Origin of the sequence: Actinomadura sp. DC4, assembly GCF_030406325.1 — a bacterium.
Classification (GTDB): domain Bacteria; phylum Actinomycetota; class Actinomycetes; order Streptosporangiales; family Streptosporangiaceae; genus Actinoallomurus.
The window spans coordinates 1-22315 of record NZ_JAUEQY010000040.1; the positions used below are offsets into that span (position 1 = coordinate 1).

General features: G+C 70.5%; 19 protein-coding genes and 2 pseudogenes. 12 read left to right on the forward strand and 9 right to left on the reverse strand.

Annotated features, from left to right (window positions below):
* Positions 1–127: pseudogene (locus tag QWU11_RS41455) on the forward strand (IS630 family transposase); the annotation flags it as partial.
* Positions 128–257: 130 nt separating this feature from the next.
* Entirely contained in the window at positions 258–1916 is a 1659-nt protein-coding gene (ctaD, locus tag QWU11_RS41460) for a cytochrome c oxidase subunit I (protein ID WP_290120062.1), read from the forward strand.
* Between the two features lie 7 nt (positions 1917–1923).
* Here ctaD and QWU11_RS41465 read toward each other — a convergent pair whose 3' ends face one another.
* From QWU11_RS41465 to QWU11_RS41480, 4 genes are all read right to left on the reverse strand, one after another.
* Positions 1924–2385, reverse strand: coding sequence for a MarR family transcriptional regulator (locus QWU11_RS41465; RefSeq protein WP_290120063.1), 462 nt, complete (start codon positions 2383–2385; stop codon positions 1924–1926).
* Positions 2386–2387: 2 nt separating this feature from the next.
* Entirely contained in the window at positions 2388–4223 is a 1836-nt protein-coding gene (gene asnB / locus QWU11_RS41470; protein ID WP_290120064.1) for an asparagine synthase (glutamine-hydrolyzing), read from the reverse strand.
* Positions 4224–4524: 301 nt separating this feature from the next.
* Entirely contained in the window at positions 4525–5553 is a 1029-nt protein-coding gene (locus tag QWU11_RS41475) for an acyl-CoA desaturase (protein WP_290120065.1), read from the reverse strand.
* Positions 5554–5725: 172 nt separating this feature from the next.
* Entirely contained in the window at positions 5726–6265 is a 540-nt protein-coding gene (locus QWU11_RS41480) for a hypothetical protein (RefSeq protein WP_290120066.1), read from the reverse strand.
* A 111-nt stretch (positions 6266–6376) separates the two neighbouring features.
* Between QWU11_RS41480 and QWU11_RS41485 the strand changes: the two genes are divergently transcribed.
* Complete coding sequence (locus QWU11_RS41485; protein WP_290120067.1) at positions 6377–7627, forward strand: MFS transporter; 1251 nt, start codon at positions 6377–6379, stop codon at positions 7625–7627.
* Here QWU11_RS41485 and QWU11_RS41490 read toward each other — a convergent pair.
* Positions 7624–8475, reverse strand: a complete 852-nt coding sequence (locus QWU11_RS41490; protein WP_290120068.1) for a PhzF family phenazine biosynthesis isomerase — start codon at positions 8473–8475, stop codon at positions 7624–7626. The two genes, QWU11_RS41485 and QWU11_RS41490, sit on opposite strands and share 4 nt — an antisense overlap.
* 39 nt (positions 8476–8514) lie before the next feature.
* Between QWU11_RS41490 and QWU11_RS41495 the strand changes: the two genes are divergently transcribed.
* The 3 genes and pseudogenes from QWU11_RS41495 (at position 8515) to QWU11_RS47555 (ending at position 9279) form a co-directional block, all read left to right on the forward strand.
* Positions 8515–8832: a hypothetical protein gene (locus QWU11_RS41495; RefSeq protein WP_290120069.1), complete on the forward strand. Its 318-nt coding sequence runs from the start codon at positions 8515–8517 to the stop codon at positions 8830–8832.
* Positions 8775–9023, forward strand: a pseudogene (locus tag QWU11_RS47550) (LysR substrate-binding domain-containing protein); the annotation flags it as partial. The gene QWU11_RS41495 and the pseudogene QWU11_RS47550, both read left to right, overlap by 58 nt.
* A 100-nt stretch (positions 9024–9123) precedes the next feature.
* Complete coding sequence (locus QWU11_RS47555) at positions 9124–9279, forward strand: hypothetical protein (protein ID WP_354670945.1); 156 nt, start codon at positions 9124–9126, stop codon at positions 9277–9279.
* 320 nt (positions 9280–9599) lie between these two features.
* On the opposite strand, the gene QWU11_RS41505 is transcribed toward QWU11_RS47555, so the two are convergent.
* The 4 genes from QWU11_RS41505 to QWU11_RS41520 form a co-directional block, all read right to left on the reverse strand.
* Positions 9600–9815, reverse strand: a complete 216-nt coding sequence (locus QWU11_RS41505; protein ID WP_290120071.1) for a hypothetical protein — start codon at positions 9813–9815, stop codon at positions 9600–9602.
* A gap of 24 nt (positions 9816–9839) precedes the next feature.
* Positions 9840–10634: an ABC transporter permease gene (locus QWU11_RS41510; protein WP_290120072.1), complete on the reverse strand. Its 795-nt coding sequence runs from the start codon at positions 10632–10634 to the stop codon at positions 9840–9842.
* Entirely contained in the window at positions 10634–11638 is a 1005-nt protein-coding gene (locus QWU11_RS41515; protein ID WP_290120073.1) for an ATP-binding cassette domain-containing protein, read from the reverse strand. The genes QWU11_RS41510 and QWU11_RS41515 overlap by 1 nt, the downstream gene beginning before the upstream one ends.
* 166 nt (positions 11639–11804) lie before the next feature.
* Positions 11805–12470 carry a PadR family transcriptional regulator gene (locus QWU11_RS41520; RefSeq protein WP_290120074.1) on the reverse strand — a complete coding sequence of 222 codons (666 nt, stop codon included), beginning with the start codon at positions 12468–12470 and terminating at the stop codon, positions 11805–11807.
* A gap of 599 nt (positions 12471–13069) precedes the next feature.
* Between QWU11_RS41520 and QWU11_RS41525 the strand changes: the two genes are divergently transcribed.
* The 6 genes from QWU11_RS41525 (at position 13070) to QWU11_RS41550 (ending at position 22280) form a co-directional block, all read left to right on the forward strand.
* A complete protein-coding gene (locus QWU11_RS41525) occupies positions 13070–13249 on the forward strand; it encodes a hypothetical protein (RefSeq protein WP_290120075.1) in 180 nt (59 codons plus the stop codon).
* Positions 13250–13267: 18 nt separating this feature from the next.
* Complete coding sequence (locus tag QWU11_RS41530) at positions 13268–15496, forward strand: FxsB family cyclophane-forming radical SAM/SPASM peptide maturase (RefSeq protein ID WP_290120076.1); 2229 nt, start codon at positions 13268–13270, stop codon at positions 15494–15496.
* The gene (locus tag QWU11_RS41535) at positions 15493–16299 is read left to right on the forward strand and encodes an AAC(3) family N-acetyltransferase (protein WP_290120077.1); all 807 of its coding nucleotides are present in this window, start codon (positions 15493–15495) and stop codon (positions 16297–16299) included. Before QWU11_RS41530 ends, QWU11_RS41535 begins: the two co-directional genes overlap by 4 nt.
* 77 nt (positions 16300–16376) lie before the next feature.
* Positions 16377–17627, forward strand: coding sequence for a TIR-like protein FxsC (locus tag QWU11_RS41540; RefSeq protein WP_290120078.1), 1251 nt, complete (start codon positions 16377–16379; stop codon positions 17625–17627).
* A complete protein-coding gene (fxsT, locus tag QWU11_RS41545; RefSeq protein WP_290120079.1) occupies positions 17624–21547 on the forward strand; it encodes an FxSxx-COOH system tetratricopeptide repeat protein in 3924 nt (1307 codons plus the stop codon). The genes QWU11_RS41540 and fxsT overlap by 4 nt, the downstream gene beginning before the upstream one ends.
* A gap of 34 nt (positions 21548–21581) precedes the next feature.
* Entirely contained in the window at positions 21582–22280 is a 699-nt protein-coding gene (locus QWU11_RS41550; RefSeq protein ID WP_290120080.1) for a YafY family protein, read from the forward strand.
* Positions 22281–22315: the final 35 nt, after the last annotated feature.

Sequence of the window (22315 nt, forward strand, 5' to 3'; positions counted from 1 at the left end):
GGACATCCGCGACTGGATCGCGGCCTGGAACACCGACCCCAGGCCCTACGTATGGACCAAGACCGCTGATGAGATCCTCGAACGCCTCGCCGGATATCTGAACAGAATTCCCAACTCAGGACACTAGGAGGTCCGGCGCGTTCCGGGCACCGGCCGATCGGCTACCGGCCGTCGACTTCGGTCGATCATGAGGGGTTGTCCCGGGGCGTGGAGGGAACGGGTTGGATGGCGATGCCTGACGGCACTTGGAGTCCGTCATGGTGCTCATGGGTCGTACCCCGCCGACCGTCCCGGCACAGCCCCGGCGCTCCAAGGGGCAGGTCATCGTCTCGGTGGTGACCTCCACCGATCACAAAGTGATCGGCTATCTCTACCTGACGACCTCGTTCGCGTTCTTCCTCGTCGCGGGCCTGCTCGCCATGATCATGCGGGCGGAGCTGGCCAAACCGCATCTGCAGTTCGTCTCGGCCCAGGACTACAACGCGCTGTTCACGCTGCACGGCACACTGATGCTGCTGCTGTTCGCGACGCCGCTCTTCGCCGGTTTCGCCAACGTGATCATGCCGCTCCAGATCGGCGCGCCCGACGTGGCCTTCCCGCGGCTGAACGCGCTCAGCTACTGGCTGTTCCTGTTCGGCGGGCTGATGGTGGTCTCGTCGTTCTTCGTGCCCACGGGGGCGGCGGCCTTCGGCTGGACCGCGTACAGCCCGCTCAGCAGCGAGGCCAGGACACCCGGCATGGGCGGGGACCTGTGGACGATGGGACTCGTGCTGTCCGGCCTCGGCACGATCCTGACCTCGGTCAACTTCGTCACGACCATCATCACCATGCGCGCGCCGGGGATGACGATGTTCCGGATGCCGATCTTCACGTGGAACGTCCTGTTCACCAGCATCCTCGCGCTGATGGCGTTCCCGGTCCTGGCGGCGGCGCTCATGGTGCTGGAGGCCGACCGCAAGCTCGGCGCCCATGTCTTCGACGCCAAGAACGGCGGGCCGATGACCTGGCAGCACCTCTTCTGGTTCTTCGGCCATCCGGAGGTCTACATCATCGCGCTCCCGTTCTTCGGGATCGTGACCGAGGTGATCCCGGTTTTCAGCCGCAAACCGGTGTTCGGCTACGTCGGCATGGTCGGCGCGACCATCTCGATCACCGGCCTGTCGATGACGGTCTGGGCGCACCACATGTACGCCACGGGCCAGGTGCTCCTGCCGTTCTTCTCCTTCATGACCTACCTGATCGCCATTCCCACCGGCGTGAAGTTCTTCAACTGGGTCGGGACGATGTGGCGCGGGCACCTGACCTTCGAGTCACCGATGCTGTGGGCCATCGGCTTCCTCGTGACGTTCCTGCTCGGCGGGCTGACCGGCGTCATCCTCGCCTCGCCGCCGCTGGACTTCCACGTCACCGACAGCTACTTCGTGGTGGCGCACTTCCACTACGTCGTCTTCGGCACCGTGGTCTTCGCGATGTTCTCCGGCTTCTACTTCTGGTGGCCGAAGATGACCGGGAAGATGCTGAACGACCGGCTCGGCAAGGTCCACTTCTGGATGCTGTTCGTCGGCTTCCACACGACGTTCCTCATCCAGCACTGGCTCGGGGCGGCCGGCATGCAGCGGCGGGTGCCCGACTACTTCTCCGCGTTCACGGCGATGAACGTCGTCTCCAGCGTGGGGGCGTTCCTGCTGGGCCTGTCCACGCTGGTGTTCCTCTGGAACGTGTACGTGACCGCGCGTACGGCGCCCAGGGTCGCGGTGGACGACCCGTGGGGCTACGGCAACTCCCTGGAGTGGGCGACCTCGTGCCCGCCGCCCCGCCACAACTTCACCGAGATCCCGCGCATCCGCTCCGAACGCCCGGCGTTCGACCTGCACTACCCCCATGCGGCCCTCCCGCGCGGCGACGACCAGCTGTAGACCTCCGCTACTCGTCCTCCGGCGTGCCCGGGGGCGCGGGCAGGTCGGCCAGCGTGCTGAGGACGGGGGCCGCCGCGAGGAGGCGGCGGGCGTCGTCCTCGGGGATGGCCGACATCAAGGCGGCCAGGACCTCGGCCTCGCCGTACGTGAACGTCCGCAGGATCGCCCGGCCGGCCGGGGTGGCGGCGACGCGGGTCGCGCGGCCGTCGGTCGGGTCCGGCTCGCGGTCGACGAGGCCGGAGGTCCGCAGACCCGACACGGCGGTGGTCGCGGTCGGCTGGGAGCACGGGACCCGCCGCGCGAGTTCACCGACGCGCAGCGGGCCGTACTGGTTCAGCAGGGCAAGAATGATGAGCTGCGTGGGGTGCACCGCGCCGGTGTGCCCCGCCCGGCGGAGACGGCGCGTGAGGCGGTGCATGGCGATGACGACGTCCAGCGTCTCGTCGGCGCCCACCTCCCTCGCGGCCATGCTCAGGATAGTTTCAGTGCCGGTTTGTACATGTCCAGCCAGAGAGCCAGGTCGAGCGTGCGCTCGAGACCGCGCCGGGACGCCTGCGTGATCTGGGGAGTGTCGACCGTGACCGCCCGGGCGAGCCAGTCCCGGTTCACGAGGTCGAAGACCGGGTGGCCCGGGTCGGACAGGTAGGCGCGGGCGTTGCTCTGCAGCTTCACCGCGTACCTCGGGTCCTGCGTGGACGGGTAGGGCGACTTGACCCGCTCCACCACCGACTGCGGGAGCACGTCCTTCGTCGCGCCGCGCAGCAGGGACTTCTCCCGGCCGTCGTAGGTCTTGAGCGACCAGGGCGCGTTGTAGACGTACTCCACCAGGCGGTGGTCGCAGAACGGCACGCGCACCTCGAGGCCGACCGCCATCGACGCGCGGTCCTTGCGGTCCAGCAGGATGCGGACGAAGTGCGTCAGGTGCAGGTAGCAGATCTTGCGCATGCGCCACTCGAAGTCGCTCTCGCCGTCGAGGCGCCGGACGGCGGCGACGGACCGGTCGTACGCGCTCTGGACGTAGTCCGGCAGGTGCAGTGACTCGCTCAGGCCCGGCGTGAGGATGTCGTCGTCGTCGGCGAAGTGCCTGGCGAACCGCACCAGCCACGGGAACGTCGTGGCCCGCTGCGCCTCCGGGTCGAAGAACTGCTGGTATCCGCCGAAGACCTCGTCGGCCGACTCCCCCGACAGCGCCACCGTCGAGTGCTCGCGGATGGCCTTGAACAGCAGGTAGAGCGAGGCGTCCATGTCGCCGAGCCCGATCGGGATGTCACGGGCACGGATGACCCTGGAGCGCACCTCCGGGTCGGCGAGCTCGTCGGAGTCGAGCACGATGTCCTGGTGCTGTGTACGTGACCTCTCCGCGACGTCGTGCACGAACGGCGTGTCCGGCGTGCCGCGCAGGTCGTCGGGGACGAAGTTCTCGGTCTGGCCGACGAAGTCGACGGCGAAGCTGCGTACGCTCTCGCCCTTCTCGGCGAGCTGCCGGGCGGCGATGGCAGTCATCGCGGAGGAGTCGAGCCCGCCGGAGAGCAGCGTGCAGCGCGGCACGTCGGAGACGAGCTGCCGGCGCACGATGTCCTCGAGCAGGTCGCGTACGTGCGCGATCGAGGTGTCGCGGTCGTCGGTGTGCTCGCGGGTCTCCAGCGTCCAGTACGGCGTGGTGCGCAGACCGTTCGAGCCGACGGTGACGATCGTGCCGGGCTCGACCTCGCGCATGCCCTCCCACACCGCGTGACCGGGCGTCTTGACGAAGGCGAAGAGCTCGCGGATCCCGTCCAGGGTCACGGTCCGTTCGGCCACCGGGTTGGCGAGGATCGCCTTGGGCTCAGAGCCGAAGAGCACGCCGTCGGCGGTCTCGTAGTAGTAGAAGGGCTTGATGCCCATCCGGTCGCGGACCATGACGAGCCGGTCCTCGCGGGAGTCCCAGATCGCGAAGGCGTACATGCCGTTGAGCCGCTCGGCGAACGCGTCGCCCCACTCCAGGTACGCGTGGAGGACGACCTCGGTGTCGGAGTCGGTCGTGAAGCGGTGGCCGCCGAGCTCCTTACGCAGCTCGGTGAAGTTGTAGGTCTCTCCGGAGTACACCAGGACGACCGGCCCGTCCGGCGTCTCGACGCTCATCGGCTGACGTCCGCCGGGCAGGTCGATGATCGCCAGCCGCCGGTGGCCGAGAGCCGCGTGTTCGGCCACCCAGGTGCCCCGGTCGTCCGGGCCACGGCAGGCCATCGTCTCGGTCATCGCGTCCACGGTCACCTGTTCCGCGCGCAGATCACGCCTGAACGAGACCCATCCGGTGATTCCACACATGCGCACCTCCAACGTGCGTCGCCGAGTTGATCAGTACGTAGCTCTCCGGTCACGCACCGCCTAATTACATCGGTCGTCTATATAAATTTCATGTTACGCCGCGCTCACGGTCCGCTCCGGGGACGAGCCCCGGGCAATGACTCCACACGCCTGGTCACACGGCGGTTACCGGCATCGATGTGAGACGCGCCACGTCACCGGCGATCATCGACGCGCGCCTCACCAACCCCGGCCATCACGCGTACGGGGATGGGCGGGCGGATCTCCGCCTGTCCCATCCCCGTGGCCGGGCCGGCCGGTGTCAGCGGAGTGGCGCGCCGACCTCGTGGAGGTGGCGGAGGGCCTGGGCGTACGACTCGACCAGGCTCTCCTCGGCGTACGGCAGGCCGGCGAGCTCGCAGTACTGACGGATGATCGGCTGGGCGTGGCGCAGGTGCGGGCGCGGCATGCTCGGGAACAGGTGGTGCTCGATCTGGTAGTTCAGGCCGCCCAGGAACCAGTCCGTCACGCGCCCGCCGCGTACGTTGCGGGAGGTCAGGACCTGCTTGCGGAGGTGGTCCCACGGCTCGTCCGGGTCCGGGGACGGCATGCCCTTGTGGTTGGGGGCGAACGCGCAGCCGAGGTGGAGGCCGAGCAGGGCCTGGTGGACGAACACGAACAGGACCGCCAGGGCCGGTGACATCACGGTGAAGAGGAGCCCGAGGTACGCGCCGAGGTGCACGGCGAGCAGCACGGCCTCGATCCGGGCGCGGTGGCGCTTGCTCCGGTCCTTCCCGCGGAGGTCCCCGATCACCGAGCGGACGCTCGTCACCTTGAGGTTGATGCCCTCCAGGAGCAACAGCGGGACGAACAGCCGGCCCTGGTTGCGGGTCAGCCAGCCCACGAACCCTCCGCGCCGGTCCACGGCCTGTTCGGGGGTCCAGACGAGGACGCCGACGCCGACGTCCGGGTCCTTGTCGACGTGGTTCGGGTTGGCGTGGTGCCGGTTGTGCTTGTCGGTCCACCAGCCGTAGCTCAGCCCGAGCAGAAGGTCGCCGATGAGCATCCCGAGGAGGCGGTTCGCCCGCCGGGTGCCAGCGATCTGGCCGTGCCCGGCGTCGTGGCCGATGAAGTAGATCCGGGTGGTCAGCACGGCGGCGGGCAGGGCCAGCGCGAGCTGCCACCAGGAGTCGCCGGTCAACCCGACCGCGAGCCAGACGGCGGCGTAGAGCAGCACGTCGGTCCCGATCAGCCTCGCGTAGTAGCCGGACCGGCGGTCGAGCAGTCCCCGGTCCCGGATCTGGCGGATCAAAGGTGGAAAGCCGATCCTGGTCAGGGTGCTCTCTGGCATTGAGTATTCCTCATTTTTTCGCGGCGATGAACGGGCGCGACCAAAGGTACGGAACTGTCCTTTGGATCTGTCCAGAACGATAAAAATCGCGGCACCTGTTTTCGAGCCGGTCAGCCCCCCGAACGCCGGAGGCCGCCCCCACCGAGAACGGTGGTGCCAGCACCACCCCCGGCTACGCCCCCGGAGGAAGGCCCGCCTGGTCCGGTACGGTCCTCGGCAGCTCGCGCAGCCAGGCCGCCAGGTCCTGCGGCCACCAGCGCCCCGACGCGAGCCGGCCGAGCTCCTGTGCGACGGCGGCGGACGAGGCGCGGGCGGGGACCACACGCGCGGGCGCCGCTCCCGCGAGCACGCCGAGCCACCAGTGCCGCCGCGTGACCGGCAGGCCGTCCGGGTCGAGGACGACGTAGTAGTCGGGCAGCACCACCCGGTCCGAGCGCAGCGCGGCCAGCGCCGACTCGATCGCGACCTCCAGCCCGCCGACCGGCACCGTACCGTCGAACAGGCCGGTCCAGGCGTCGCCGACCGCGCCCAGCGGGTCCGCGTCGTGGACCACGTACGTCGCCACGGTCCGGTTGACGGCCTCGGCGACCTCGGCCGGCGAACGCTCGCCACGGGCGATCGCACGTACGTTGTGCAGGCCGTCCAGGCCGGAGACGACCGTGTCCGCCCGCTCCCCCGCCACCACGACCACCGTGCTGCTCAGCCGCCGCATACCCGCGAGTGTAGGCGCCTGAACGCGACGTCGCACAAGGGTGCCCTGTGAGCTGCGTGTTAATGGGATTATCATTAGTTTTGCTAATAATGACGTGCCCGGAGGAGCCCCGTGGCCCTGGTCAGCACCTGGCGAAGACGCACCTTCGACTCCCTCACGGACCGCAACTACCGCGTCTACTTCCTCGGCAGCGCCGTCTCCGTCAGCGGTACGTGGATGCAGCGCGTCGCGCAGGACTGGCTCGTCCTCCAGCTGACCCACAGCGGTTTCGCGCTCGGCATCTCGAGCGCCCTGCAGTTCGCCCCCGTCCTCGTGCTCGGAGCGTGGGGCGGCGCCGTGGTCGACCGCGTCGACCGGCGCCGCATCCTCCTGGTCACCCAGTTCGCGTCCGCGGTGCTCGCCGGTGCGCTCGGCGTGGTGAGCGCGACCGGGCTGGCGACGATCGGGCTGGTGTACGCGCTGACGCTCGGGCTCGGCGTCGTCACGGTGTTCGACAGCCCGGCGCGCCAGACGTTCGTCGCCGAGATGGTCGGCACCGACAAGATCATGAATGCCCAGTCGCTCTACAGCACCGTGAACAACTGCGGGCGGCTCGTCGGGCCCGCGTTCGCCGGCATCGTCATCGCCTGGCTGGGCGTCTCGGCGGCGTTCGGGCTCAACGCGCTGTCGTTCGTCGCGATGATCGTGGCGCTGGCGTCGGTGGACGTCGGCGGCCTGCGGCACGTACGGCCGATGGCGCGCGCCCCGCGCCAGGTCCGCGAGGGGCCGGCCTACCTGTGGAGCCACCGGGACCTGCGCGAGAGCCTGCTGCTCGTCGCCGTGGTCGGCGTCTTCGGGCAGAACTTCCGCGTGGTCCTTCCCCTGCTCGCCCAGGACACCTACCGGGGCGGCGCGCAGAGTTACGGGTACCTCACCGCCGCGCTCGGGCTCGGGGCGGTGATCGGCGCGCTGGGGAGCGCCACCCGCAGGCGCTCGTCCCTGCGCGGGCTGCTGCTCGCCTGTGTCGTCTTCGGCGTCGTGAACCTCGTCGCCGCGGTCATGCCGTCGTTCCCGCTCGCCCTCGTCGCGGTGGTCGGCGTCGGTGGCGCCAACCTCGTGTTCAACAACGTCGCGCGCTCGCTCATGATCATCCGCAGTGCCCCGGAGATGCGGGGCCGCGTGATGGCGCTCTTCAACATCGTCTACCTCGGCAGCACGCCGATCGGCGGGCCGATCGTCGGCTGGGCGTGCGGGGCGTGGGGCGCGCGCTCCGGCTTCGCGATCGCCGCGGTGTCGGCGATCGCGGCCGCCGCCGTCCTGCTCCTGGCCTCCCGCGGGAGCTCGACCCGGCGGCGCGACCGCGCCGCGCCGCCGGCGTCCTAAGGGAGCGGGGCCGCGGTCCCGCTCACCCCGATTCCGCTGTCGTCCCCCGCGGGTACGTCGACCAGAAGGAGGCTCGGGCGGCCCATGTCCCGCCCCTGGTGGATCGTGACCCGGGCCGGAGGCAGGACGAGCCCCAGAGATCTCAGGTACGCGCCGAAGGCCGCCGCGGCGGCGCCGGTGGCCGGGTCCTCGACGACGCCGCCCGGCGGGAACGGGTCGCGCGCGTGGAAGACGGTCTCGGCCTCCCGCCACACGAGGTGCACCGTCGTCCAGCCACGGCGCGCCATGAGGCCGCCGAGCGCCGCCAGATCGTAGTCGAGGTGGGCCAGGCGCGTACGGGAGGACGCGGCGAGCACGAGGTGGTCGTTGCCCGCGCTGGCGACGCGCGGCGGCAGCTTCGGATCGAGCTCCGCGGCGTCCCAGCGCAGGGCCGTCAGCGCCGCGCCGAGGTCGGCCTCCTCCACCTCGCGTACGGCCGGGGCGACGCTCGTGAGGGTGGCCAGGATCCGGCCGCTCTCGGTCCGTGTCCCGACCCGGACCTCCCCGGCGGAGGTGGCGAGCCGGAGCTCTCCGGTGCCCTCCCGCTCGGCGAGCGCGACGGCGGTCGCGATCGTCGCGTGCCCGCAGAAGGCCACCTCGGCCAGGGGGCTGAAGTACCGGATGCGGAGGCGGCGCCCCTCACCGCCCGTCAGGAAGGCGGTCTCGGAGAAGCCGACCTCGGCGGCGATCTCCTGCATCCGGGTGGCGTCGAGCCCGCGCGCGTCGAGCACGACGCCGGCCGGGTTGCCGCCCGCGCCGTCCACGTCGAAGGCGGTGTAGCGCAGAACAGAGGATGGTGTGCGGGTCATGCCCCGAGCCTGCCGCCTGGAATAGGATTTCGTCCAACGATGGTCTTCGATGGGGAGATCGGCGGCGTCTCCCCCACCCGCGCGGGCTCGCTGCTCGCCGAACACGCCCGGCGGATCCTCGACCTGCAGGAGCGCATGCTCGCCGAGCTCACCGCCGCCGCCACCACGCCGGCCGGGCCCGTACGGCTCTGCGCGCCTGAGTCGATGTGCGCCTACCTCCTGGCGCCCCTCCTGTCCGAGCTGAGGAGGAGGCTGCCGGACGTACGCTGTCGCTGTTCCCCGCCGACACGCGCACGGCGCTGGCCTCACTCGCCGACCGCCGCGCCGACCTGGCCCTGGTCATCGAACCCTCGCTGAAGGCGGCCGACGTCGATCCGGTGGACCTGGGAGCGCAGCCGCTGTCCCTCGTCGCGGCCGCCGCGACCGGCCTTCACCGCCGCCGCCCCGTCACCCCGGCGGAGCTGGCCGCGGCCGGCGTCCTGCTGATGGAGGCGGGCTGCGCCTACAGCGACGAGCTCGCCGCCCTGGTCGCCTCCGCCGATCCCGCCGCGGCCCTGCCACGGTTCGGCGGCGTCGAGACGGTCAAGCGGTGCGTCGCGGCCGGTCTCGGGGCTGGCCCTGCTGCCGACGGTCACCGTCGCCGACGAACTGGCCGACGGCTGCCTCGCCGAGCTGCGCCCGCCCGGCGGCCTGGCTCCGCAGCACCTGTGGCTCGCGGAGCCGTCGTCCCGGTGGAGGTCGCCCGCCGTACGAGCCGTCCACGCCTTCCTCGGCGACACCGCACGTTTTCTACCGACGACATAAGGCTAATAACAGTAAAAATATTTAATGTCGGCTATCTATCGTTTATCCGCATGCAGTGATTCGTTTTTCGACGGAAGCCACTAAAGAAGCATTTGCTTACGTCTAGACTCCGACGCGGATCCCCCGGAGAGGTACGCCTCACCGGGGGATCCGAGAAAAACGGTGACCCCTTGTTCGCGGCAAGGGGCCACTATGCCGCGACCGCGCGGAATCCCACTGTGAGGGGCGCTCGCCCGACGTCAGGCGGGCGCCTCTCACGCCGTACGAACCGTAGCCGGTCACGGGCCCTCAACGCCGTCTGGACGCCGCCCGGCACCCGATCAGGACGCGAACATCTCCAGATGCAGGCACCGCGGGCACCGGAAGGCCTCTACCCGCCACTTCGGCCGGCGCGCCAGCTTGGCACCGCCGAACACCCCGCGCTCCAGACGGCCCTCGACCCAGCGCGTGTATCCCGGCGAGCCCCCGCCGGAGTCCAGGATGAAACCCGGCTCCAGGCCCGTTGCGCCACAGTAGGTGCATTTCAGCTCATTCATTCTCGGGAGCGTAGCGGCGTCCCATCAGACACTCTTCTGGTAGGACCGAAATGTCGCGACGGAAATCGCCACGCACGCCACCGCGAGGGCGAGCAGTCCGCCGCAGCGGATCGCGATGTCACCCCAGTCCGGATCGGCGCTGAGCGCCGATCGCCCCGCCTGCACGCCCCAGTTGAGCGGGTTGCAGGCCGCGATGTGCCGCATCCAGCCCGGCATCAGCGTGGGCGCCATGAACGCCGAGGACAGGAAGGTCAGCGGCAGCATGAAGAAGGTGTTGATCCCGATGATCGCCTCACGCTGCCGTACGAGCATGCCGCAGGCGTTCGACAGGGTGCCGAACACGGTGGCGAGCAGGATCGACGCGACGACGATCACGGCCGGCCCGGTGATCCCGCCCGGATAGTGCGCCCCGCCGAGCCACCCGAGGAACAAGATGATCAGCGACTGGACCGTGGTGGTGACGGCCAGTTCGACGACGTTGGCGTTCATCAGCGCGACGCGGCTCGCCGGGGAGACGAGGAAGCGGTTGAGGGTACCCCGCTCGATCTCCTCCATCGCGCCCATGCCCGCCCACATGCTCCCGTTCATGGCGTTCATCGCCACGATGCCCGGGATCAGGTAGTCCAGGTACGAGCCGCCGGCGCCGAAACCGGGGATGTCGATGACCTTGCGGAACAGCTGCCCGAACAGGAACAGCCAGATCACCGGCTGGACCAGGCTGATCCCGACGAACGCCGGCTGCCGCAGGACGGCGTGCAGCCGCCGCCCGGTCAGGTGCCAGGTGTGGTTGATCGTGGTGTTGAGCTGCGCGGTGGCCATTATCGGATCGCCCCTTCGAGGTCCTTGTCGCTTCCGGGGGATTCCGCCTCGCTGTAGCGGCGCCCGGTGTGCCGCAGGTAGACGTCGTCCAGCGAGGGCCGGGCGACGGTGACGGACGCGGCGGGCGCGCCGGCCCGCTCCAGCGCGGCAAGGATGCCGGGAACGGCGGCGGCGCCGTCGTCGCTGCGCGCGCTGAGGTTCCGCCCGGCGCCCTGGACCTCCCGTACGGCGGGCAGCCCGGCGAGCGCCCCGCGGGCGGTCTCCGCGTCGGTCTCCCCCGCCAGTTCCAGGTGCACGGCGTCGCCGTGCAGTTCGCCCTTGAGCTCGTCCGGGGTGCCCTCGGCGACGACCCGCCCGTGGTCCACGATGGCCAGGCCGCGGGCGAGCCGGTCCGCCTCTTCCAGGTAGTGCGTGGTGAGGAGCACGGTCAGGCCCTCCTCGCCGGCGAGCCGGGAGATCTCCGCCCACATCGCGGCACGGGCCTCGGGGTCCAGCCCGGTCGTCGGCTCGTCGAGGAAGAGCACCTGTGGCCGGTGCACGAGGCCGAGCGCCACGTCGAGCCGGCGCTGCATGCCGCCGGAGTAGGTCTTGACGAGGCGGCCGGCGGCCTCCGTCAGGTCGAAGCGCGCGAGGAGTTCTTCGGCGCGAGCCCTCGCCGCGCCGCCCATCCCGTACAGGCGGCCCTGCAGGATGAGGTTCTCCCGGCCGGTGGCCATGGGGTCGCTGCCGGAGCGTTGCGCGACGACGCCGATCGCGCGCCGTACGCGGTCGGGCCTGCGCAGCACGTCGATGCCCTCGACGGTCGCCGCGCCCTCGTCGGGCCGGGCGAGAGTGGTCAGGATCTTGACGGCGGTGGACTTGCCGGCGCCGTTCGGGCCCAGCAGGCCGAACACGGTGCCGCTCGGGACGGTGATGTCGAGTCCGTCGAGGGCCCGGATATCCGGCTTTCCCCTCAGCGGGTAGGTCTTGACGAGGCCACAGGCCTCGATGGCGTTTTCGGGCATGGTCGTACCCATCCTCCGGTCGTGTCTGCGAACCGGCCGGAGGCGAGCGCCCGCAGGTAGGCTGGGCGCGCGGCACCTCGGCCACGGCTCGATGGTGCTGGCGACCCCGGCGCGGTGCTCCAGGTCTGTGGCGGACGGGTGCACCAAGCCGGGGGTTTCTCATCGGCTATCCGGGCTCATCGACCTCGCTCTCGCGTCCGGCGCGATCGGCCTTGGCCCAGTCGCGCTGCGCCCACTCGCCGGGAAACTCCCCGGTCTTGTGCCAGGTGCGCCAGTGGTCGACGCCCTCGAGCGACCCATCGGTCAGCTCGGCGATCATCCCGCGCACCCAGTCGGTCTCGGCCTGCTTCATGGCCAGGGAGTATTCGGACTCCACCAGGAACAGCCGGGGCAGCCTCTGCTCGACGATCAGCTCGTGCAGGGTGGCCCTCGTGCCGGCGAGTTCGACCTCCAGCATCCGGAGCCGCTCGGTGAGCAGCGCGATGACGTCGTCGGGCGGCAGGACGCCGATCAGCGACAGGGCGGCCTCGAAGAGGGGATATTCCTTGGCGGGTTCGCTGATGAGCTCACGCAGGCGGTCGTGGAGCTCGTCCCGGCCGTCGCCGGTGAGCCGGTAGACGGTCCGCTCGGGCCGGCGGCCGGGCTTCGCGGTGCCCTCGGCGGTGACGAAGCCCTGGTCCTCCAGGCTCTGCACGACGGTGTAGAGCGAGCCGTAACGGATCTTGACCGACTGGTCCTTGCCGCGGCGTTTGAGGAGGCGGGCGATCTCGTACGGGTGCGTGGGCCCCTCGCTGAGCGTGGCGAGCACGGACAGCGCGAGCGGGCTGGTCACCCTGCGGCTCCTGGCCATCGCCGTCGCCTCCACGCTCGGTCCGTATATTCGTAGCCGAATATAGGACGAGACAGCGCGAGAAGACAAGTTATATCGCGAAATGTCTCCACATCGGAGAGTCGCTGCGACGGCGGGTGACGGCTCCGGGGCGTTGCGTAGCCGTCGAGGTCTGCCGGACTGTGCCGTCACACCCCGGCCCACTTCGGCACTGGAACGGTCAGCGGAAACGTCGAGAAGCGCAATTGATTGCCGCGGACATCTCCGGGAATGCCGTACTCCGGGAGGCCGGAAAACAGGCAAGGAAGCCGAGCGGCAATGCCGACGATTCGAATCGTTGCTCGACTCTAAAAGTCCGCGTCACAACAACGGACAGAACTACCCAAAATATGACTTATCGGCACAAATAGCCGCCGACGCCCGGAACCTATCCCTGAATTTGGGCGCGCCAATAACGCCTTTCAGAAGACAACCGCCGGTGAGCGCAGGTAACATGTCCAGCTCTCGCGGCACCCGACAGCGCGATCCGACCTCCTGGAGATGGCAGATACGCATCGCCCGGGGCCACCCGACTTCAGTCAAGATATGAAATGGATAGACACGTGACAGCTCCGGCTTCCGCCACCAAGATTATTGAAATCTCCTCAGAAGTCAAGGATCTGCGTGGTGTACCGATAAAGAGCATTCGCGACGACGAGGCGCGCGCCATCCTGCACCGGCTGGTCGAGGAGGACCCGGCCCGGCGTAAGCCTCCGGTGGCGGCCTTCAATTCGCATATCTGAGCCCGGATAGGCGAACACATGCCATTCCGGCAGTTCGTCATGAAGGTACACAGCAGATGTGACCTTGCATGCGACCACTGCTACGTCTACGAGCACGCGGACCAGAGCTGGCGCACCCGGCCGCGCGTCATGACGGCCGCCACCGCCGCGCAGGCGGCGGCGCGCATCGGCGAGCACGTCAAACGGCACGACCTCGCCGGGATCCGCATCGTGCTCCACGGAGGCGAGCCGCTACTCGCCGGCCGTGACGGGTTAGACGCGATCATCAGCACGCTCCGTACGGACCTCGACGGTCTGTGCGACGTGGAGTTCCGCGTGCACACCAACGGCCTGCGGATGGACGCCGCCTTCTGCGAGCTCTTCCGCAGACACGACGTGAAGGTCGGCGTCTCACTCGACGGCGACCGGGCCGGAAACGACCGGCACCGGCGGTTCGCCGACGGGCGCGGCAGCCACGACCAGGTCGTGGCCGCCGTCGACCTGATCCGCCGTGAGATCCCCGGCCTGTTCGCGGGGCTCCTCTGCACGATCGACGTGCGCAACGACCCGATCGCCTGTTACGAGGCGCTGATCGGTCACGCGCCGCCCGCGATCGACTTCCTCCTGCCCCACGCGACCTGGGACGCGCCGCCGCACCGTCCGGCCGACCGGGCGTACGCGCGGTGGCTCATCGAGATCTTCGACCGCTGGCAGGCCGACGGCATGCCGGTCCCCGTCCGCGTCTTCGACTCGATCATCCGGACCACGCACGGCGCGGAGAGCCTCACCGAGGCGTTCGGACTGGAGCCCAGCGACCTGGTCGTGATCGAGACCGACGGCGCCCTGGAGCAGGCGGACTCCCTCAAGACCAGCTACGACGGCGCCCCGGCCACCGGATTCGACCTCTTCCGCAACAGCCTCGACGAGGTGGCCCGCCACCCGGGCATCCTGGCCCGGCAGAGCGGGCTCGACGGCCTCTGCGCGACCTGCAGGGACTGCCCGGTCGTCGCCAGCTGCGGGGGCGGGCTCTTCGCGCACCGCTACCGCACGGGGTCCGGCTTCGACAATCCGAGCGTCTACTGCGACGACCTGCTCCCCCTCATCGAGCACGTACGGCAGCGGACGCGGCGCCCGGCGCTCACGCTCCCGGCCGCGGTCCTCGACGAACTCGCCGCCGGCTACGGCGGACCGGACGCGATCGGTCACCTGGACGCGGGCCAGCAGACGCTGCGCAGGGCGTTCCTGTCATCGGTCGGCCACGACTCCGGCGCGGCCTGGGACGTGCTCGCCCTGGTCGACCGGACCGACCCCGGCGCCCTCGACGCCGTGCTCGCCCACCCGTACGTCCGCGTGTGGGCGGTGGAGTGCCTGCGCGGCCGCGCGGACGCCGGGCAGCTGGCCGCCGTCGCCGCGGCGGCCGCGGTCCGCGCCGGTGTGGAGACCACGCTCACGGTGCCCGTACACGACGGGATCGTGCACCTTCCCACGCTGGGCGGCTGGGCGGTGGACGGGGTGGAGAGCGTTCCGGTCGAGGTCGGAGGCGGCCTCTGCCGGCTCCCGGACGGCGCCTCTCCCCTGCCCGCGCGCCGGCTGACCGCCGACGGGATCGAGGTCGCGTTAGAGGACACCGATCCGTTCCGCGACTGCCATCAGTGGCCCGCCGCGCCCCGGCTCGGCGACGAGGAGTTCGAGCGCTGGCAGCGGACGTTCGCCTGGGCGTGGGAGCTGGTCCGGCGCGACCATCCCGCCTACGCCGCCGGGCTTGCCGCGGGCCTGTCCACGATCGTGCCGCTGGCGCCCGCCGGGGCCGGGCACGACGTCAGCTCGACCGCGCGCGAGGCGTACGGCTCGGTCGCGATCGCGCTGCCCGAGGACCCCGAGGTGCTGGCGCTCCTGCTGATCCATGAGTTCCAGCACGTGAAGCTGGGCGCGGTCCTGGACCTCTTCGACCTCTACGACCGGTCGGAGAGCCGGCTGTTCCACGCGCCCTGGCGGGAGGATCCCCGGCCGCTGGAGGGGCTGCTCCAGGGAGCGTACGCGCATGTCGCTGTCGTCGACTACTGGCGCGCGCGCCGCCTGCTGCCCACCGGCGCGGAGGCCGCGGGCGCCAGGTTCGCCCGCTGGCGCGCGGACACCGCCGGGGCGATCAGGACGCTGCAGGACTCCGGCGCCCTGACCGAGCTGGGAGAACGCTTCGTCGCCGGGATGAGCGCCACGGTCACGCCCTGGCTCGACGAGCCCGAGTCCGTCCCGGGACACCCCCGGTGAGCGTCGGCGCCGTCGCCACCGCCCGCGTCACGTCCGCGTCGCTGGCCCAGGATCTGCGGCGGCTCGGCATGGCGGAGGGCTCCTGCGTCCTGCTCCACGTCTCCCTGCGAGGTCTCGGCGAGGTCGAGGGAGGGCCGGCGGCGGTCGTGGAGGCGGTCCGCACCGTGATCGGCGCCGGCGGGACGATCGTCGTGCCGACCACCACCGACGGCAACTCCGACACCTCGCGCGCCTACCGCGAACGGACGCGGGGCATGTCCCCGCTGCGGCGCCGCCTGCACCGCCGCCGGATGCCCGCCTTCGACCCCGCCTCGACCCCGTCCAGCGCGGGAGCCGTCGCGGAGTTCGTGCGCACCCGCGACGGGGCGGTCCGCAGCGAGCATCCGCAGTCGTCGTTCGCGGCGATCGGGCCGGCCGCCGGCGCTCTCATGGGCGGCCACGCGCCCGACTGCCATCTCGGGGAGGCCTCCCCGCTCGCCCGGCTGTACGAGACCGGCGCCCACATCCTCATGCTGGGCATCGGGTACGCCGCCTGCACCGCGTTCCACCTCGCGGAGTACCGCTACGCCCCGGACCCGCCCACGCGCCGCTACGCCTGTGTCGTCCGGCGGGGCCGCCGGGCCCGGTGGTGGAGCTATGAGGACGTCGTCCTGGACGACAGTGAGTTCTCCGTCATCGGCGCGGAGCTCGACGCGACGGCACTCGTCCGCCACAGCGCCGTGGGCCGGGCGGACGGCCGGCTGATCCGGCTCGACGAGGCCGTACGCTTCGCGGCGGGCTGGTTCGCCGCACGGAGACGGTGACGCCCGAAATAGTGGCTATATGAGATTGATGCGAGACTGAGCCGCCTTTCCATATAGTTGTCGCGAAAGGGGGCAGGATGACGACGGATCACCCGCCAGAAGGAAACCAGCCTCCCCCCTACTTCTTCCTGAGCTACGCGCGTTCGAAGTATCAACCGGACGACGGCTCGGACCCCGATCTCTGGGTGAAGAAGCTCTACAAGGCGTTATGCTACGACGTCCACCACCTCACGGCGTCGCCGAATCCCGGCTTCATGGACCTGCAAACGCCACTGGGCTCACAATGGCCGGCCATGCTCTCCGGCGCCCTGAGCCAATGCCGCGTCTTCGTCGCACTCCTGTCGCCCGGATATTTCACCAGCGAATATTGCGGTAAGGAATGGGCCGTATTCACCGAGCGCATGCGCGCCCACTCCGGCGGAGGCGAGCCGCCGATCGCCCTGATACCCGCGCTGTGGACGCCCTTCCGGCTCGACGAACTCCCGCCGGAGGTGAGCGAGATCCAGCTCATCCCGCCGGGCTTTCCCCGCACGTACGGGGAAGAGGGCTTCTTCGGGCTGATGAAGCTCCGGCGCTACAACCAGGCGTACAAGGAGTCGGTGCTCCTGATGGCCAAGACCATCAAGAGGATCGCCGAGGAGACGAACCTGCGGACCTGCACCCCGCCGGACCTGGCCGAGGTCGAGAACGCCTTCGCCGTCCACCAGGCCAAGAGCGTCGCGCGCCGGGTGCAGGTGACCGTCGCGGCGTACTCGCTGCCGGCCTCGCGCGCCGAGGGCGCGGACCGTTCCCTTCAGTCGCGGAGCCCGTACTACTACGGCCACACGATGCGCGAGTGGACGCCCTACCGCAGCCGTACCGACTCCACGCCGATCGCCCGGTACGCGGAGCAGGTGATCGCCGGCCTCGGCCACCAGGCCGTCATCGCGCCGCTCGACGAGCCCGAGGTGGAGGCCGCGCCCGCGCCCTCGATCATGGTCGTCGACCCGTGGGCCGCCGGCGTCCCCGCGATCGGGGACCGGCTCCGCCGGCTCGACGACCCCCCACGGCACGTGATCGTGCCCTGGAACAACGACGACGAGGACACGACGCGCGACGAGGACCGGCTCGAACGCGACCTCACGGCCACGGTCGGGCGCAGCCTCGCGCTCAACGGCTCGGCCCGCCGCGTGCCCACGCTCAAGGCGTTCCGCGAGCAGCTTCCCAAGGCCGTCAACGAGGCGATCACCCGGCACTTCAAGACCGCGCCCGCCTATCCGCCGCAGGAGCCTCCCGTCGAACGTCCCCTGCACGAACAGACCCCGGACAGCCCCCGGAGAGACCAATGACCCAGCCCGGTACGGGAACGATCGTCACCTTTTACAGCTACAAAGGTGGTACCGGGCGGACCATGGCGCTGGCGAACACCGCGTGGATCCTCGCGCAGAGCGGCAAGAAGGTCCTGACCGTCGACTGGGACCTGGAGTCGCCCGGCCTGCACAAGTTCTTCCACCCGTTCCTCAACGACAAGGTCGTCTCGTCGACGCCCGGCGTGATCGAGCTCATCACCGGGTACTCCTGGGCGGCGACCACCGCGGGGCAGCGCAGCCGCGACTGGCACATCGAGTACGCCCGCGTGCTCCCCCACGCGGTCTCGCTGGAGTGGGTCTTCCCCTCCGGCGGCGAGCTCGACTTCATCTCGGCGGGCCGGCAGAACCGCGACTACTCGTCGCTGATCTCGAGCATGGACTGGGACAACTTCTACGGCCGGCTGGGCGGCGGGCAGTTCTTCGACGCGTTACGCGCGGACATGAAACGGCACTACGACTACGTGCTGATCGACAGCCGTACCGGCCTGAGCGATATCGCCGACATCTGCACGGTCCACCTGCCGGACGTCGTGGTCGACTGCTTCACCCTCAGCGCGCAGAGCATCGAGGGGGCCGCGGCCGTCGCCCGCCGGATCGACGAGCGTTACGCGGGCCGCGGCATCAGGATCCTTCCCGTCCCCATGCGCACGGAGAACGCCGAGCAGGTGAAGGTCGAGGCCGGGCGGGCGGTCGCGCGGGCCAGGTTCGACCACTTTCCCAAGAACATGGGAAAGGAGGAACGGACGCGGTACTGGCTGGCCGTGGAGATCCCCTACCGCGCCTTCTACGCGTTCGAGGAGACGCTGGCCGTGTTCGGGGACCCTCCCGGATCTCCCGGCTCCCTGCTGTCCGCCTTCGAGAGACTGACGAACGCCATCACCGACGGCGAGGTCGGCGCCCTTCCGCCGATCGACGAAGAGCGGCGGGCGGCGACGCTGGAACTGTTCACGCGGCACGAACCGGCCGAGATCACCGAGATCCTCCTGAGCTACGTGTCGGACGACCGCGCCTGGGCGGACTGGATCGCCACCGTCCTCGACCGCGTCGGGTTCCGGGTCGTCATCCGGTGTGCCGACGACGACCCGGACGGCGCCCTGGGGAGCCTCGTCGATCCGGCGCTGCAGGCCCCCTCACGGACCCTCGCCCTCGTGTCCCCCGCCTATGCGAAGTCCTCGCAGGTCCGCAAGATCTGGAACGCGCTGACCGAGACGCCGCTCTCGGGAGCCGCCACGCGGATCACCGCGATACGGATCCTCGACACGAAGCTGCGGCCGCCGTTCACGTCCGTACCGTCGGCCGACCTGTCCGGGCGGGAGGAACTCCGCGCGATCGACGAGCTCCTGCGCGCCGTGGACCAGCCGGTGTCACCCGCCGAGCATCCGGCGGCGCAGACCCCCGCCGGGCCCCGCTTCCCCGGCGCGGCCACGAACCCCGCCGTCTGGAACGTCGGCACCCGTAACGCCGGCTTCACCGGACGCGGCGTGGCGCTGGAACGACTCCGCGACCAGATGCTCGGTAGCGGCCAGGCCGTCGCCCGGCCGCAGGCGCTGTACGGCCTGGGCGGAGTCGGCAAGACGCAGGTCGCGCTCGAGTACGCGCACCGGTTCAAGGCCGACTACGACCTGGTGTGGTGGATCTCCGCCGACCAGCCGGACCTGATCAACACGGCGCTCGCCGAGCTCGCGGGACGGCTCGGCCAGCCGGTCGGCGACAACGTCACCGAGGCCGCCGAGGCGGCGCGCGAGCGGCTGCGGCGCGGCGGCGCACGCTGGCTGCTGATCTTCGACAACGCCGACGACCCGAAGGCCGTGAAGAGATACCTTCCGGGTGGCGACGGGCATGTCCTGATCACCTCACGCAACAAGGCGTGGTCGCGGGTCGCGACGCCGCTGGAGATCGACGTCTTCACCATCGGGGAGAGCGTCGAGCACCTCATGCGCCGCGTTCCCGGCCTCAGCGCGGCCAACGCGCTGGACCTCGGCACCGCGCTCGGCTTCCTGCCCCTCGCGGTCGAGCAGGCGGCCGCGTGGCTCGAGACCACCGGAGTGCCGGCCGAGACGTACCTCGAAATGCTGCAGACGCAGACCGCGGAGATCCTGGCGACGGACGCGCCCCCGGACTATCCCGCGCCGGTCGCCAGCACCTGGGCGCTGTCGTTCCGGCAGCTCAGCGAGGCGTCACCGGCCGCCGCGCGGCTGCTGCGGCTGTGCTCGTTCTTCGCCTCGGACCCCATCTCGCTGGACATGATCTACAGCGACCAGATGGTGCACCTGCTGTCGAAGTACGACCGGGCGATCCGTGACACGCTCGTCCTCGCCAAGGTGGTGCAGGAGCTGAGCCGGTTCGCGCTCGCAAAGGTCGACCAGGGGAACAGGTCGCTGCAGGTCCATCGCCTGGTGCAGGCCGTCGTGCGTTCTCGCATGACGCAGGCGGAGCAGGACGGCGCCTGCCACGACGTGCACTCGATCCTGTTCCGCGCCAAACCAGAGGGCGACACCGATATCCCCGACAAGTGGCCGAAGTACGACCTGATCCTGCCGCACATCCTTCCGTCCCGCGCCGCCGAGTGCGGCGAGGAGGACACCCGGCAGCTCCTCATCGACCTGGTGCGTTACCTGTGGCGGCGAGGCGACTTCGAACGCTCGATCAGCGTCGGCACTTACATGTCGGAGCTGTGGGCCGGCCGGCTGGGCGACGACGACTGGCAGCGGCTGCACCTGGAGTCGCAGCTGGCGAACGCCTACCGGTACCAGGGGCTCTACGGAAAGGCCCGTGCGATCGATGAGGACGTCCTCCTGCGGCAGCGGCGCACGCTCGGCGAGGACGACCCGCAGACGCTGGTGACCGCCGGCGGCCTGGCCTCCGACCTGCGCGCGCTGGGGGAGTTCGCCGAGGCCCTCACCATCTCCACCGACACGTACGACCGGATGAAGGTCGTCCTCGGCGAGGAGCATCCGCGGACGCTCTCGGCCGCCAACAACGTCGCGGTGTCCCTCCGCCTCGCCGGAGAGCCGGCCCGCGCTCGCGACCTCGATCGCCGGACCCTCGCGCGGCGCGCCCACGTCCTCCACGAGAAACACCCCGACCTGCTGTCCTCCGCCGCGAACCTGGCCGCCGACCTGCGCGACCTGGGCGAGCTGGAGGCCTCGGTCACGCTGTTGCGCACCGCCCTGGAGGAGTACCGGGAGGTGCTGGGCGACCGGAGGCTCGACACGTTGAGGACGGGCAAGAGCCTCGCGGTGTCGCTGCGCAGATCCGGTCTCCACGAGGAGGCCGGCGGGCTGGCGTCCAGCACGCTCGACCTGTTCGACCAGATCTTCCCCCACTCTCCCGACGCCATCTTCGCCGCCGTCGAGATGGCCTGCTGCCTGTGGGCGCTGGGCGACCCGGCCGGGGCACGCCTCCAGACCGGCGCGGTCCTCGAACGTCAGCGCTCCGGCCTCGGCGCGGACCACCCGTACACCCATGTGATCGCCAGCAACCTCGTCATCTACCTGCGCGACGCGGGAGACCTTCCGGCCGCCCTCGAACTCGGCGCGGAGACACGGCGGGCCCTCTCCGCGGCGTTCGGGGACGACCATCCCTGCGCCCTGTCCTGCGCGGTCAACGTGGCGAACTGCCTGGGCGACCTCGGGCGGCACGAGGAGGCCGAGCGGCTGGAGCGCAGGACGCTCGGCCGGTTCGCCGCCCGTCTCGGCGAGCGGCATCCCGACACGCTCGTCTGCCGGTCGAACCTGTCGGTCACGCTCCAGGCCATGGGCCACGAGGAGGAGGCGGCCCGGCTGCGCGGCGCCGCGGTCGACGCCCTGTCGGAGGTCATCGGCGCGCACCATCCGGACGTCGACAAGGCGCGCGCGGGCCGGCGGCTCGGCAGGGACCTGGAGACCCAGCCGTTCTGACGGTTTGTCGTACCCGGTTCCTAGGGTGGTGCGCGTGAACCGTACGGATCGCCTCTACGCCCTGGTCGAGGAGCTGCGGGCCGTCGCGCCACGCCCGCGCAGCGCGCGCTGGCTGGCCGGCCGTTTCGAGGTCAGCGTGCGCACGGTCGAGCGCGACATCAGCGCGTTGCAGCAGTCGGGGGTGCCGATCTACGCCGAGCCCGGCCGTACGGGCGGCTACTGCCTCGACAAGGCGCGCACGCTGCCGCCGGTCAACCTGACCCCGGGCGAGGCCGTCGCGATGGCGGTGGCCCTGCGGCGGCTGGAGGGCACGCCGTTCCGTACCAACGCGGGTTCGGCGCTGCGCAAGCTCGTCGCCGCGATGCAGCAAGACGACGCCGCCGCGGCCCGCGACCTGGCCGCCCGCATCCACCTGCTCGACGACGCGGGCACCACGCCGTCGGTGCCGCGTGTGGTCGCCGACGCGCTGTCCGCCCGCCGCGTCCTGCGCATCGGCTATGGCGACCGCGGGGGCGCCGCCACGACGCGCGAGATCGAGCCGCTCGGCTACGTCGGCACGCCCACGCACTGGTATCTCGTGGCGTGGTGCCGGCTGCGCGACGCGCTGCGCATCTTCCGCACCGACCGGATCACCTCGGTCGCGGTCACCGCCGAGGTGCCCGAGCCGCGACCGCTGAGCAGGGACGATCTCGACATCCCGCACGGGACCGTTCGCCGGCTCACTCTGAGCTGACGGCCGGGCCGGCCCGGTGAAGGGCCGGCCCGCGC